This window comes from Paenibacillus baimaensis, assembly GCF_025567575.1.
Genome location: NZ_JAOQIO010000022.1, coordinates 53,264 through 68,702, shown reverse-complemented (window position 1 = coordinate 68,702; position 15,439 = coordinate 53,264). Strand labels below are relative to the sequence as shown.

Sequence of the window (15,439 nt, the reverse complement as noted above, 5' to 3'; positions counted from 1 at the left end):
CAGGCACGCTCTGCCTGCGGCTTTACAAACAATCGCATATGTAAAGCTGCTATAAGAACAAGGACCTACTTTAGTGCTGTCCTGTCAGCCAAGCAGCGATTTCCTCCGTTTGCGACAGAACGGCAATCGGATCATAATACCAGGAGCGTTCCTCTTTCCAAACGTATACGTGATTGTTTTTGACGGCATCAAGCGTGGACCAGATCGGATCGGCCTTTACATCCTCCAAGGTTCGGTCGTTGGACGTCAGAATGATATAGTCGCCAGCATATTGCGGCAATGCTTCATTGGATAACTGAACCCACTGTTTTTTTAGAATTTCTTCCGTGACAGGGGCAGGCGGCTTAAATCCAAGAGCCTGATAGACAGCTTGACCACCACGTCCAAAGTTGTCGCCATACACATAGGTCGATTTGCTCATCAACTCAAAGATAGAAAATGTCGCGTTGGACGGTACTACTTTTCCTACACGTTCTCTTGCAGCCGCAATACGACGATCGTAATCGGAAAGCCACGTTTCTGCTTCTTTTTCTTTACCCAGCAACATGCCAAAAAAGGTCAATTCCTCATGCGCGTTCTTCAATTTGCCATAAGGAACAGATACAGTAGGAGCGATTTTGGAGAACTTCTCATACCTGCCCTCATCTTCCGCAAATCCAGTTATGATCAGATCAGGCTGCAAATCGATCACCTTTTCCAAAGAAATACCACTCACATCACCGATATCCTGTACTTCCGCGAGCGCTTTGGCTAAATACGGATTTTTTCGATGCAGTCCAGGCGTTCCAATGGGAGTGATGCCGAGTGCAATGAAGCTGCCTAAATATTGATCTACTACTATGCGCTTAGGATTTAAAGGGATTTGTATATCACCATTGATTGTCGATACCAATTTGGTTTGCAGATTGTTGTCAGTGTGGCTGGAATTGGTTTGGGCCAGACTTTGCGGCGTTGATACCGACGTGTTCCCCACGCTTGCTTGGCTTGTGCTCGATGCACCGCCAGAACAAGCACTGAGCAGCAAGGCTATGCATAGCAATAGGGTGGCCGCCGTGGTTGATTTGATTGGTCTGTACATAGGTAAATCTCCCTCGTTGTTATATTGATAATGATTATCATCAACAATATAACGCTGAGACCTCTGAACAACAATGGAGGATCGGATGAAGTTAGAGGGACTATCTTCTGCTTGAAGCCGAGCCCGTTCTCTGATTCTAAATCGATCAGGCGAAATGCCCATATTTTTTTTGAAAAGACGACTCAAATAATACGGATCCTTATACCCCACGCTTGCAGCAATTTCACGCAAGGTCGCATCCGTTTCCACCAGCAAATGTGCCGCTTTATCGATACGTATTCGAATCAGATAATCGATCGGACTGTACCCGGTACGCCTTTTGAACAAAGCCGAAAAATGTGGAACACTGTAGTTCAGACTTTCTGCAAGCAGCTCCAAATTAATCGATTCCGTATAGTGATCCTTGAGGTACAAGATCGCTTGAGCAGCCAGATCCGGCTCTTTCATATCCACGCCTTGCTCATAAAGCTGCTGCATTGTACTGTAAACAAATTGATAAAATAACGATTTAACCTGGAGCCGCTCCAATGATCCCGAGTGTCGCCATTCCTGATCCATTAGTTTAATTTTATCCAATAGTGAAACGGGTTGGTTTGGCGAGAAACAATACTGCAAATGGAACGGATTGCTCCTCTCCAATAGGCTCAACATCTCTTGACGACTTGGAAGCGGCATCGATGCTTTATAAAAAATCATATAATATTCAAATTCTTCTTCTCTTGGTATAATATCCAGGTGTGTTCCTTTGCCGCTATGCACAACCTGATATCGCTTTATCTCCAATTCCAACTCGTCCAGCAGCACTTGTGCGCCACCACGCGCCGCGAGCAGAAACATACTGGCCGGCAGCCTGTAAGAGCGCAAAGACTCCCCCGCTCTCAACATCGTATGTCGTACATCCAACACCTTGATAGATGCATAATTCCACAGCAATATATGGTCATTAACGATCATCGTGTCCATTCAACCTCCGCCATTTCGATCCCGCTGCTTGCACAATCATTATAAGTGATAACTATTCTCAATTACAAATGAGCACGGAAGTGATGACAACTTGGCAGGACAAAGGTTACTATGCGTTACTGCTTTTCATGCGTTATTATTTTACGTTTGCCAGCAGGCTTCCCACAATAAAGTCAAGCTGCTTATCCAGCGAATATATGTCATTGTAATAAGATAGACCAAAGTTAATCTCGATCAGACGTCCTTCCTTCACAGCCGGAATACTGTTCCATATAGGGTTATCCGACAAGTCCACCATTCCTTGATATGCTGAGCGGAACACATAATCCCCGGCATAATCTGCCAGCACCTCGAAGGAGACGTTCTTGCCACTTGCTTTATCATTGGACTTCTCGATTTCCTGCTGAATAATCTTCGGTCCTTTCATTCCCAGGTATTCGTAGATTACTTGTGAGCCGCGACCAAAATTTTTGCTTGTAATAACCCCCATCTTACCTTTGCCGCCTTCCATAATGCTTACAGTCTTATCCAGAATTCCGGCATTCTGCAGCTTTTGCTTACTCTGCTCCACCTTCACGCGGAAGCTGGCCAGCAGCGCCTGAGCTTCGCCTTCCTTGCTTAACACCTCCCCAAGCTTCTTGAGTCGATCATCTACAGACATTTTCTCGTAGGGAATATACACCGTGGGTGCAATTTGATGCAGCATGTCATAGGTTTCTTCAGAAGGAACAATAATGACATCAGGATCAAGAGCAAGCACCGCCTCAAGACTCGGTTCAAACCATGTACCTAAAGTTTGGGTATTAGCCAGTTCCTTTTCGAATGCCGCACCCTGTTCAACTGCAGAGACACCAACTGGCTTTACACCAAGAGCAAGCACATCGCCCAGCAAATACAGGACCACGACCCGCTTCGGCTTAAGAGGCACCTCAACATCTCCTTTAACGGTGGACACGATCTTCGTCTGCTTCTGCGTTGCTGCGTTGCTGTCATTAACGGATACCGGATCGGACGGTTTCTGTAAAGCATTCCCTGGTGTGCTGGTAGAACAAGCACTGAGCAATAGGGTCAGACAGAGCATTAGGATGACGGCCAAGGATGATTTGTTGCTGTAGTACATAGGTAAGCTCCCCTTCCTTCTAATTTGATAATGATTATCATGATCAATATAGAGCAGGGACTTCTCCTTAACAATGCCATATCGTGCCTCTGACGATGTCACATTAGGACACGTATCCACTTTTGTGTGTTCCATCCGATATCGAATGGGTGCAACTCCGGTATATCTTTTAAACATTTTCGCGAAATAGTAGCTGTCAGGATAGCCGGTACTCTCTGCAATTTCCTTCAAAGTAGCAGCCGTTGTCAGCAGCAGCTCCTTAGCTTTGTCCATGCGAATCTGAATCACATAATGGATGGGACTGCTGCCGGTCTGGCTTTTGAATAGCCTCGATAAATGCCTCGGGCTGCTATCCAGCTGCTCTGCCAATAGATCCATGGTAATGAGTTCAGCATAATGCTCTTGCATATAATGTCGCGCCTGTGCTACCAGATCGGCTTGCATCGTGGGAATGTCCTGGCTGTATAGTTGCCGCAGCAGCTCATATACAAATTGATAGAACAGCGTTTTCGCATGAAATCGCTTCAAGGTCTCTTGCTCCATCCATTCCTGATGCATAAGCTGTACCTTGTGCAGCAAGGAAGCAGGATGGTCTGGCACAAAGCCATATTGAATGTGAAAAGGATTACTTCGTTCCATTATGGATACGATTTCCTGACGAACGGGCAGCAAAAAAGCAGCTTTGTAAAAAATAATATAGTAATCAAACGCTTCTTCAATCGGACAAATTTCTAAACTGCAGCCCTTGCCTCCATGCAAAATATGAAACCGATTTACCTGATGCTTCTTGCCATCCCATTGTAAATTAGCACTCCCACGAACCGCATATAAGAAGCTGCTGGCCGGCAGCCGGTAGGAGCTTAGACCCTCCTCCGGCTTCATTGATATATGACGAATATCCATCAGCTTAATGGATGCCTGGTTCCATAGTATAAGCTCTTCATCTAACCGCATGATGTCCTTTCAACTCCTAAGTTAGCATTGGCGCACAATAACTAACTGTACCCTCAAGCCATTATAATTGATAATGGTTATCATTATCAACAATGTAGAATGAGATGTCTATCAGCTGATTGGACAATCTCCCCAGACACATACAAATGAAAAAGACTGAAACTCCTCATTACAAGGAGCTCCAGCCCAGCTTCATCCATTTAATTTCCGACCCAGAATTGTATAGATAAAACCGTTTCAGCTTCTGCCAGATTGGAATGGTAGGTGAAGATTGAATCGACGCCTCGCTTGGCTAGGAATCCGTACTGACTGTCAATATAACTCGCTTGATCTCCATTCCAGGTCTGTCGTAATTGATGAATACCCTTACAAAGGATTGTTTAATTGCAAAAACCGTATATAATTGGTTGTATTACAGACCATTATGAAGGAGAGATTCCGCACATGGAAGATTATATCGAATTACAAAAAAACCTGCTAGCTGAAGAAGAAGAGCTTCAATTCTCACAGTTTACCAATGAAATGGCACTGCAAATCGGGTGCAGAATTATAGAAATAATCAAGCAGGAAAATAAGCATGTCACCATTGACATTACGAGGAACGGACAGCAGCTATTCCATTACGCCTTCCCCAAAACCTCAGCAGACAACGACCAATGGGTAAGAAGAAAAAGTAATGTGGCTTGCCGTTTTGGTCATAGCTCCCATTATATATGGGCTCAGCTCAGAGCTGCTAAGAAAACCATTCAGGAGAGATATCTGGTTGATCCGACCGAATATGCCGCAAGTGGAGGCGCTTTCCCCATTATTATTAAAAATGTCGGTGTGATTGGCGCTATCGCTGTTTCCGGCTTACCGCAAGAAGAGGATCATCTCGTAGTCACTACAGTCATCCGCGAATTCATTAATAAAACCAATTAACTACATAAATCCCATACCCGGTTCATCTTGTTCTTGTCATTAATCGAAAATCTCATAAGCTTCTTGACATCGACAGATGACAAGAAGCTTGTGAAACAACTAAAAAAAGTCGCAATTTATGCGACTTTTGATATAATAATGTTATTAATATAGTACAAAATTGCACAGATTTGATTGATCAGCTATGTTTAATAAGCTATTTACAGCTTATACAGCTCCCGCGCATTTTCGTAAAAGATACGGTTACGCATGGTTTCCGGTAATTTAGGAAAAGTCAGCTTCGGTGAATCAAAGTCCCAATGCGGATAATCGCTGGAGAACATCATGATATTCTCCGCATCCATCGCCTCCAGCGTATTGAGCAAATACTTGTCTTGGTCCGGACGTTCAAGAGGCTGCGATGTCACACGGACATGATCACGCAAGTACTCACTGGGCCGCCTTTTCACCCAAGGCACTTCATAACGCAGCGCTTTATATTCAGCATCCAAACGCCACATCAGCGTGGGCAGCCAGGCTGAACCGCCTTCCACCATAACCACTTTAAATCCAGGAAACCTCTCAAATACACCTTCGGTAATAAAGCTGACCAAATGAGCCTGAAAAGCCAAGGAAAGGCAGGTATGCCATTCAATATAATGGGTTGGATAACCCGGTGACGGTTGAATATTGATCCCCATTCCATCCGTACCGGGATGAATAGCCAGAGGAAATCCATGGCGTTCGCATGCTTCATAGATCGGATAGTACTGCCGCTGCCCAAACGGCGCTCGTGCTCCAGAGTCCGTCATGACTTGTACAAAGTGTGGGTGCCCTGCCCAACGTTCGATTTCCTTCGCCGCCGCAAGGGGGTCCTGATGCGCAATCGTTATCGATCCTTTGAACACACCGTCCGGGTTGTATGAACCTAACCATGTGTCCGCTTGCCAATCGTTGTAAGCCGCGGCAACAGCGGTAGCAAAGTCTGGATCCGGATGCAGATTGCAAAAAGCTCTTGGTAACAGGATCGCATGGGCGACATTAAAAGGCTTAATGTGCTGCTCACGAAGAAATTCCGGGTCACTTCCCTCAGGTCCGCCATTGGTCGGTTTGGCATCCAGACGTGCTCCGTGAACGGGATTACCGAATAAACCACGTCCTCCGCCTTTATGTCTTTCCTTCCAGGGCATTTGCATATAGGAACGAATCTCATCAATATGTTGGGGCATCGGGTGAACGTCACAATCGATAATACCTTTATTCATTTTAATCCTCCTCATTTCTTTTCATTACATATAGATAATGACCCATCCTGATTCTACCTCTACGGGATAAGTTTCGACTTCTACCTCGGCCGCACTCTCCGCCTCTTCCTCTTGTTCCACAGCAACCTCATAGGTTTTGACCAAACATTTGTGCGGATCGTAGATCGATTTGCCCGTGGTCAGATCAAACTCCCATCCATGCCATGGGCAGCGGACAATCTCGCCTTGCCTTCCATAGATGTATTCACCAGGAGCAGAAGGTAACGTCATCCCTGTAACGGTACCCACACACAACGGCGCTCCCTGATGAGGACACGTATTTCTCAATGCATAAAAGGTGCCGTTCACATTAAATAATCCGACAGGCCGATTTTCCAGAGTAATGAGTTTTCTTGAGCCCGGGGGCAGTTCAGCCACTGTACCCACAACATGTCTTCCCACTTTTATTCCACCTCTGTTTATTTTAGTAGCCCTGTTGATTTCACTAGAAAATAGTTATCATGTCCAGGTATCACGATATCGGCGATTTCGGCGATCCGATTGATCGAGTTCACGGTGGCAACCGGATCCACATTATTGAAATAACCTTGCTTGGCCCTATAAAAGTCCTGAGTCATTGCCGCATCCGAGGCCAGGACGATCGTGCCTTCAGCCGCTTGAAAAACAAGACCTGTCAGCCCTAACGTATGGCCTGGCAGGTGAATATATTCAATACCCGCTGCAAGACTGGCTTCTGCAGGTCTTACCCCGGATAGATGAGGATGATGCGGGTTTTTCAAATGATGAAACTCCTCTTTAGCCATGAACAAAGCCGCTTTGTCGAAGGCATGTATATCCACAACATGATCGCCATGCGAGTGCGTCAAATACACCACATCAATATCAGCATGAGTCAGCCCGCAGCGCGCATCCAGAATACGACCCATTTCCTCAGCAGGGAAAGAGGGGTCAATAAGTATGTTCTTGCCATCGGCAACCAACAATACTGTCGTGCAATAAGCCCGTCTATACGCTTTCCCCTCATCCTCACCCCAAAATTTATTCCGGCTCAAGCATCCAAGCGTTAATAGCTTCCACTTAATGAGTTCATGATTTGCTGCCATTGCCTACTTGACTCCTTTGCGCTCATCATCCGTTTGATAAATACGTGCCGTCAACCGCGGAATGTCGGAAACATCGACTGAAGGGGTGAATGCCTCCAGCAGGCGAATATTTTGCTCGACTTCTTCGGGCCATCTCATCCCGATATTTAACACATCAACTCTTGAGTCTGACAGCAAAAACTTCATGCATAAGGCATATACGTCGGTAGCAGCCAGCACCTGAGGCTCCAAATGCTCCAGCGTACGTTGAAAAATACCCGAAGTCATCGGTCTCATGACCGCCACACCAATATTTTTCTCTGCAGTTTTTTTCAACAAATGAAGCGCCGCAGATTGATATATGATGTTGTAGCAAGGCTGAACGACACTGAAATGTCCGGTTTCAACCAAATCGAGAGCCGAGAAGGGCTCCTCTGTCGTAAGGCCCAGCCATCTAACCTTGCCTTGACTTTTCAGTGATTCCAAAGCCTCCAACGGTCCAGCATTAAGAATATAATCGGTATCTGTCGCTGTATACATCCCGCCGTGAAATTGAATGACATCTACGTAATCTGTTTGCAATCTGCTTAAGCTTTCCTCAACGCTTTTGATTACAGCTGCTTTGTCCAGGCCCTTCCAACCGACTTTGGTTGCCAGGTAGCAGTCATCGCGTCTGGTTTTCAGTACATCGCCAATAATGCTCTCGCTGTGCCCGTTGCCATAGCTGGGTGCCGTATCGATGTAATTGATCCCTGCATCCAAAGCCGTATGAATGGTGCGTATTGCTGTTGCGCGACCCTCTGAACTGTAAGGGTCCCAACCATTCACTTTATTAACCCCTGAGAAGGGATATCCTCCCAAAGCAATTCTGCTCACCTGCAGTTGAGTTTTACCAAGCGTAGTATATTTCATCGTCCTCACTCCTTTGGTTTGCCCGATTATTTAATTAAATTTTTACCCTCTTTGTTGTACCAATCCGTCCAAAATTGTATAGCTTTATCCCCACCTGCCGACCTCCAGCTTTTGACATAATCATCCCAGGTAGAATCAATATCGGAGTTGCCAAGTACCGCTTTCACCTTATATTCATCGGAAATTTTAGTAAGACTAAAGCTCGACAGCTCCGGGTAATAAGGTAAAGCCGCCTGAAGCTGATCCAATGCACCATTTTTAATCGCATTATCAAGTCGGTCTATCGAGGCTTTCGGGTATACCAAGCCCAAATATGATTTGACCTCGTCATCATACTGTCCTGGGTTGATCATTGAAAATCCCCAGTGCAGGGAATGCTTTTGCTTGAGTATTTCCGGTTTACCATCGGTCATTTTATACTCATCGCCTTCAACCCCGAGATACAGCCACTTCTTCCCTTCATCCGAACAAACCCAGTCAAAGAACTTCATCAGTGCCTCTGTATTTTTACTGCTGGCAGGAATCCCGATATAATGGCGATTAATGGAATTGTAGCTGAACTTTGCCGGAGACCCGTCCATCTTGACAGGCAGATCCATGGCTTCCCATACTTTATCGACGGTTCCATCTTCATACCCCGGGAACTGATTGGCATGCCAGAAGTTAGAGGTAATCCCGTATTTCCCTGTTTTTAATTTGTCCATATAGATTTGGGTAGTCGTTGTTACAAATTCTGGATCGAGCAGTTTATCCTTGACCAGTTTTCTCATAAACTTCAAATACTCTTTATACTCATTCGTGATCTCAGGAGGCGTTACTTTACCATCGATAATTTTGTAAAAATTGGCATCCATAGACGCTGAGAATAACTGCCCAATATAGGTCAATCCGGAAATGCTCAAGAAACCGAACGTATCATTTTTACCATTGCCATCAGGGTCCTGCTCGGTGAAAGCCTTCCCTACCTGATAAAAGTCTTCTATCGTTTTGGGTGTTTTCAGATTAAGCTTCTCCATCCACAATTTATTGATATAGACGGTTTGCGTGAGTGCATCAAATCGCGAGTAGGGAAAAGCATAAATCTTTCCATCTTGAGTGACCGGAAGGAAAGCTTCCTTTTTCATAAATTTTGCGATGTTGGGATACTTGGCGGCATCATTAATGTACGGAGACAAATCCGTAAGCAGCCCCTGGCTGGCGAATTTGAGAATCGTGTCTCGGGTACTGGTCATAAAGGCATCTGGCGGACTTCCCGAAGCCATCATAATATTCAGTTTATCGTTATAGCCGGCAGAGCTGGGAGCATCCATGACCACCTTAACGCCCGTTTTTTTCTGTAAAAAATCCACATATTTATTTTTGAGCAAGGTCCCTTCCGTCAAATCCACATTAAAATCGAACATGTAATTAACACTGACCGGATTATCCGCAGTTGCTGTTGCGGCCGCTGCTTCCGGTTTTACCGCTGAGCTGCATCCTGATAACGCAATCATGATTGCAGATGCGCCAGTTACTGAAGTATGAAGCCGTTTCGAATATTTCCCCATCGGGTACTTCCTCCTTTTCGTTTAGACAATAGAACCAGCAGCTGTACGAACTGAGCCTGCTTCAGCTCCAACCGCACCACTTCCGTATGCCCTACCGAAAATGATAGCGATTTAATGGCAAAGATAAATGTCTAATAATTTAAAATACAGACTTAAATTTAGTTATTCGTTGGACAAATTTTTTGTACATCGGGGTTTACCTGAAATACACCTGTCGTTTTATTCTTTAAATAGGTACTGCGGAAAACTGCGGGCGTTACATCGTGATTTTTCTTGAAATTGCGAATATATGAATGTACCGTATCGTATCCACAAATCTTGGCTATTTCCTGGACCGTCAATTCACTTTCTTTTAGACAGGTTAAAGACTTCTCAATACGCAAATCGTTTACATAGTCTATAAAATTAAAGCCCATATTCTTTTTGATAAAGCTGCTTAAATAGGAAGGATTCATATGAAATTGTTCGGCCAGATTGCTTAACGAAATATTTTTATCGTAATGGTTATGGATATACAGCACAATTTGCCCCATGAGGATCGTATCCAAATTGTTCTCCATACTTTTTTTATAGCTGAACACCTGATTACAGGATTTCAAAATGTAAGCCTTCTTTTCATGGATCATCTCGTAGCTGTACAGCATCATGAAGATGTCCTCTTGAAATACATCCGTAATCGAATACCCCAGCTCCAACAAGTACTTCACAATGCTGTACAAAATATTCGAATAAATCGCATTCATCGCGTCCAGCGAAAAAAAATGATTATGGATGCTATGTTCAAAAATTTTGTCCAGGCTTGTTTCGATTTCTTTGATGTCTCCCTTGCGGATGCAATCCGCGATCCGGTTGATTTCTTTAAGCGGATAAATGTAATCGTCTTTCTCGACTAAATCAAAGTGCTTGCATTCGATAATCGAATTCCTTCCATATATCACGCGATAATCCAGACTCTTGACCGCTTGAGCATACAAATTGGGAATGTCCCTGATTTCATTAGAAATATCCGTCAATGCAGCACAGACGGACAGGTTGAAGTTTTCCTCGATTTCTTTTTGCACATAACTGATCGTTTTCTTCAATTCCACGATGACCTTCTCCGGTTTCCTGCTTCCTGAGATCGTTAATAAAACGGCTATTTTATCCAAATCCGTCTTCACGACAAAAGGAACATTATCCAGCATCAGCATATATTTAATCGCTTTCAAAATCGATCTGCTGATCGTTAGCCTGTCTTCATTTTGCGTGTTAAGCAAATTTTTGTAATAGTCATTCATTTGAAAGACGATAACCAGATACTCTTTATCGACAAGATCGATCGTAAACTCCCGCGCTTTGCTAACAATTTCTTCTCTGGAGGAAACTTTCCCTGTTAAAATATGGGATATTAAGGTTTCCCGCAAATCATCCAGGTTATCCTTGAGATTTTGATTATAACGAACCAAAGGCTTTGAATATACGCGCTTAAAATAAGGATAGGTGACAATAGCGACAATAAGCAGCACTAACGTTGCAAGCGCTACATACAAAATTGTGTTCGTATCATATTGAATGTCGCTCAAAATCTCGCTGTAAGGTACGATATATACAATCTTGGCGCCTCGGTTGATTCCATTGGAGACAGCAAAGAAATATTTGTTATTGTCCCATTTGACATAGCCCATATTCAGAATCTCATTCTGGATCAATTCGTTTTTCAGAATCTCTTCCTTGCAATTCTCAAAAACATTCAAGGTCTCTTCATTTTTGTAAGTAAGCACCTCTTTTTTATCATTGAAAAGAACAATCCCACCCGAATTAAATTTGATTTCAGATAGCAGCTTTTTCTCATTGACGTTGACAACGAGCACACCGCCATCTGTACCGTTTGCGGGTATAGTAGTTATGTAAGGAACGATCGTATTGGCTCCCGATTCTGTCTGCCTTTCCACTCTTGATTTATAAAATGTCGTTTTTTCCTTATTTTGCATATATTCTTTCAAAATCATTTTTCCTGGAAATGCTTCCAGATCGGATATCATAAAATTGGATGAAAATATTTTGTTTGCTTTTCGATTATACAAGTACATGGAAGATATCTCTGGATCCGAATTGATAATACTGATAAACCGCCTTTGAATTTTATACAGGGTGTAATAATCGACGTTATTGTTGTCATCGTACTGAGCCCACTCATTCGTGTCATAATCCGTCGCAATCTGATAGCTGATCGATCCGATTTTTTGCACCAGCGTATCCACGATGCTGTTCATCGTTTTATAATCAGAAATATGATTGTCGATTTTCTTATCAACAGCCACATAATGATTTTTGACCATATACAGCAACGCGGCGCCATACAATAAAAGCGTAATACTCACATATAAGATACATAGCCGCTTGCCAACGGTGTCCCCATTCGGTTTAGAAGAGAAAATCACTTTTATTCCTCCCCATCGATTACGCTACAGTGGAGATAGCGCTTACACGATTTGATTATTACTTTGATTGGTATTGCTATTTTACTACAACTGCATTCGAATCCATAGCAATCATGGCGCATAAGGTCTCTACTAATTCCATCGTTTTGACCGCATCTGCTAAGTCCGGTGTAGGCGAATCCTCTTCCCAAATCCTGTGAATAAAATGATAAAATAAATTTTCAAAACCGATATAGGAGAAATTCGACATATGACCATTATTCAAGCTCCATTTCAACGTATCGTTCATCTCATACAAAGCATCCACTTTTCCCGCTTTTCTTACGCCCCCGGACCTTCTGTATTCCACGCTTCTGATGTTATCGATAGAGATTAATTGCCCTACCCCGGTTATTTCAACCTGTTCCATTGGATAAGTACCATCCTGCAAAGAACCGGATTGCAGCAATCCAATCGCACCCGATTCATTGACAAACGATACATTAAATCCGATCCTGGTAGGGTCAACCCGCTTGACATCGACATGGGTTAAGGTAAGCTCGCCCATCAAATACCGGGCCAAGTCCAGATGATGAATGATATGCTTATATATGAAAGCATGCTCGGATTCGTACGTGGAAGCTTGATATTTAGCCAGATACATCGTCAATTCCCCGAATTCTTCTTTTTGCATAATTTCTTTAGCCATTATATAAGCTGGGGTATAACGCTTGTTCAGACGCTGCATCACATGACAATTCGTTTTCTTTTGAAGCTCCAGAAGCTCTTTGGTTTCCTCCGCTGTGAGACAAACCGGCCTCTCCGTTAATACATGAACACCAGACTCCATACAGGCCTTGACAATCATGAAGTGCATATCGATCTCATCCGGAAAACTGATCACCGCGTCGAGACTCTCCTGATCGAGCATTTCTGTATAATCCGTGTAGATCCGGGGTACGTGATATCGCTGTGCAAACCTGATTCTATTCTGTTCGTCCGGGTCGCAAATCGCCGATAAGGTGATAGGTAAATGCTTCGTACAGTCATACACAAAGTTATATACCAAGCTGCTGCAGCCAATCAATCCGATTCTCAACGAATTCCTCAAGTTTCTCACCCATCCCTTTCTATAATCAGCCTTTAACGGCTCCTAACATAACGCCCTTCATAAAATGCTTTTGAATAAATGGATATACCATGATGATAGGTAAGCTTGATGCAAAAATGGCTGCAGATCTCAGTGTTAACGAAGAAACACCTTTGTTCATCGCAACGGCGTCCCCATTGGCCATAATATTTTGCAGCTGCACGACCATATTTCTCAGGAAGATCTGCAATACCTGGAGATTAGGCGAATTCGTATAAATCACGGCGTCGAGAAATGAGTTCCAGTGCCCAACTGCGGAAAATAAAGCAATCGTTGCAATTACTGGCATCGACAAGGGAAGAATGATGGTGATCAAAATGTAAATATCATTCGCTCCATCCATGCGCGCCGACTCCTCAAGGCTTTCCGGTACATTCTCAAAGAAGGATCTTAACAAAATAATATTCCATGTGCTTATGGCTCCAGGAATGATCAAAGCCCAGATCGTATCGATCAATCCCGTTGCTTTCACAATTAAATAAGTAGGAATGATCCCGCCGTTAAACATCATCGTCACGATTATAAACAGCATGAAAAATTTCCTGCCCGGCAAATACTTCTTGGATAGCGCATATGCAAATGAACATTGAAAAATTAAATTCACAAGCGTTCCAAGCGTTGTTCGAGCCACGGTCACATAGAAAGCACTTAAAAACTTATCATTTAATACCAGTGTCTTATACGCTTCCAGAGTAAAGCCTCTTGGCAGAAGCATCAGTTCACCGTCTGAAATTAAATCGGGGTTGCTGAGTGAGGCTACCAGTACATAGTAAAACGGGATAAACGTAATGAGACCAAACAAGATTAATACAGTATAGATGAGCACGTTGTATGCTCCGCCTGTTTTTGTTCCTGTCATTGTATTCACTCCTTTCATCACCACATGGATACATCGCTATATTTTTTGGCTATGGAGTTAACCCCATAGATGAGAATAAATCCGATAACAGCCTGGAATAAACCTAATGCTGTCGTTAAGCTGAACCTTAAATCCTGAATGCCCACTCGATAAATGTAAGTGCTCAGAACATCACTGACATCATAGACAGCCGGATTGTACATAATGAAAATTTGTTCAAATCCTACATCCAAGAGGTAGCCCACTTTCAAAATCAACATAATAATAATGACATTGGTAATTCCGGGAAGCGTGATATGAATCAATTTCTGCCAGCGATTGGCCCCATCGACCGTCGCCGCTTCATACTGCTCCTGTTCCACACCGGCTAAGGCAGCCAGGTAAATAATCGTCCCCCAGCCCGCTTCCTTCAAAATATTGGTTACTACCAGAATACTTCTGAAATATTGGGATTGCGTGAGAAAAAAAATCGGGTCACCTCCGAAGTATTTGATGATTTGATTAACAAAACCTTCATTTGGGCTGAGAAACTGAATGATGATTCCCCCAAAAACAACCCAGGATAAAAAATGCGGAAAATAGATGACGGTTTGAATCGTCCGTTTGAAAAACATATTTTTAAATTCATTCAAAAGCAAGGCCAATATAATCGGTGCCGGAAATCCGAAAATCAAGTTGTACATGTTGATAACCACTGTATTTTGCAGCACCGTATAAAATTCTGAAGAAGAAAACAAATAATTAAAATATTTCATCCCTACCCACGGGCTGTCCCAAATACCCAGCGCAAAGTTGTATTCCTTAAAGGCGATAATCAGTCCAAACATCGGCAAATACCGATACATGATATACCAAACTATTCCTGGCAGCATCAATGCGTATAAAAACTTGTACTTAAGGATTGCTTTAAAAAAACACGACATGATGTTGGTAACTGTTTTATTGTTGACCTTTTTTTCAACCTGAGCATATTGCAATTTCCATCTCTCCTCATCATTTTAATTTGAAGTGTACCTACGTATGCTTAGCTTATGGAATGGTTTGGTCTGCATTGCTTAATATGTTATAGGCGCATGTATTCAATGTAAATGAAGCTTTTTTTGTGAATGTCTATTTTTTCACATCTGCGTTATTTAATTTTAAAAAAATAATTAGACATGACCAGGCTGAACCCAAGAATGGTATAACAAACAGCCAAAACCATGTTTGC

12 protein-coding genes are annotated in these 15,439 nt (G+C 43.2%); 1 reads left to right on the top strand and 11 read right to left on the bottom strand.

Annotated features, from left to right (window positions below; genetic code table 11):
* Positions 1 to 70 precede the first annotated feature (70 nt).
* Together OB236_RS08835 and OB236_RS08830 are read right to left on the bottom strand one after the other, a co-directional pair.
* The gene (locus OB236_RS08835) at positions 71 to 2,041 is read right to left on the bottom strand and encodes an AraC family transcriptional regulator (protein WP_262683635.1); all 1,971 of its coding nucleotides are present in this window, start codon (positions 2,039 to 2,041) and stop codon (positions 71 to 73) included.
* A gap of 136 nt (positions 2,042 to 2,177) precedes the next feature.
* On the bottom strand, positions 2,178 to 4,115 hold the full coding sequence (locus OB236_RS08830; protein WP_262683634.1) for an AraC family transcriptional regulator: 1,938 nt from the start codon (positions 4,113 to 4,115) through the stop codon (positions 2,178 to 2,180).
* A gap of 444 nt (positions 4,116 to 4,559) precedes the next feature.
* Here OB236_RS08830 and OB236_RS08825 point away from each other — a divergent pair, with 444 nt between their 5' ends.
* The gene (locus tag OB236_RS08825; RefSeq protein WP_262683633.1) at positions 4,560 to 5,036 is read left to right on the top strand and encodes a heme-degrading domain-containing protein; all 477 of its coding nucleotides are present in this window, start codon (positions 4,560 to 4,562) and stop codon (positions 5,034 to 5,036) included.
* A 200-nt stretch (positions 5,037 to 5,236) separates the two neighbouring features.
* On the opposite strand, the gene OB236_RS08820 is transcribed toward OB236_RS08825, so the two are convergent.
* From OB236_RS08820 to OB236_RS08780, 9 genes are all read right to left on the bottom strand, one after another.
* Entirely contained in the window at positions 5,237 to 6,280 is a 1,044-nt protein-coding gene (locus OB236_RS08820) for an amidohydrolase family protein (RefSeq protein ID WP_262683632.1), read from the bottom strand.
* 24 nt (positions 6,281 to 6,304) lie between these two features.
* Entirely contained in the window at positions 6,305 to 6,721 is a 417-nt protein-coding gene (locus OB236_RS08815) for a Rieske (2Fe-2S) protein (RefSeq protein WP_262683631.1), read from the bottom strand.
* Positions 6,722 to 6,738: 17 nt separating this feature from the next.
* Positions 6,739 to 7,383 carry an MBL fold metallo-hydrolase gene (locus tag OB236_RS08810; RefSeq protein WP_262683630.1) on the bottom strand — a complete coding sequence of 215 codons (645 nt, stop codon included), beginning with the start codon at positions 7,381 to 7,383 and terminating at the stop codon, positions 6,739 to 6,741.
* Positions 7,384 to 7,386: 3 nt separating this feature from the next.
* Positions 7,387 to 8,274, bottom strand: coding sequence for an aldo/keto reductase (locus OB236_RS08805; protein ID WP_262683629.1), 888 nt, complete (start codon positions 8,272 to 8,274; stop codon positions 7,387 to 7,389).
* Positions 8,275 to 8,300: 26 nt separating this feature from the next.
* Positions 8,301 to 9,821 carry an extracellular solute-binding protein gene (locus tag OB236_RS08800; RefSeq protein ID WP_262683628.1) on the bottom strand — a complete coding sequence of 507 codons (1,521 nt, stop codon included), beginning with the start codon at positions 9,819 to 9,821 and terminating at the stop codon, positions 8,301 to 8,303.
* A 158-nt stretch (positions 9,822 to 9,979) separates the two neighbouring features.
* Positions 9,980 to 12,241: a helix-turn-helix transcriptional regulator gene (locus tag OB236_RS08795; RefSeq protein WP_262683626.1), complete on the bottom strand. Its 2,262-nt coding sequence runs from the start codon at positions 12,239 to 12,241 to the stop codon at positions 9,980 to 9,982.
* A gap of 76 nt (positions 12,242 to 12,317) precedes the next feature.
* Positions 12,318 to 13,331 (bottom strand): Gfo/Idh/MocA family protein, encoded by a 1,014-nt coding sequence (locus OB236_RS08790; protein WP_262683625.1) that lies wholly within the window; start codon positions 13,329 to 13,331, stop codon positions 12,318 to 12,320.
* A 25-nt stretch (positions 13,332 to 13,356) separates the two neighbouring features.
* On the bottom strand, positions 13,357 to 14,229 hold the full coding sequence (locus OB236_RS08785) for a carbohydrate ABC transporter permease (RefSeq protein ID WP_262683624.1): 873 nt from the start codon (positions 14,227 to 14,229) through the stop codon (positions 13,357 to 13,359).
* A 17-nt stretch (positions 14,230 to 14,246) separates the two neighbouring features.
* On the bottom strand, positions 14,247 to 15,206 hold the full coding sequence (locus OB236_RS08780) for an ABC transporter permease (RefSeq protein WP_262683623.1): 960 nt from the start codon (positions 15,204 to 15,206) through the stop codon (positions 14,247 to 14,249).
* Positions 15,207 to 15,439: the final 233 nt, after the last annotated feature.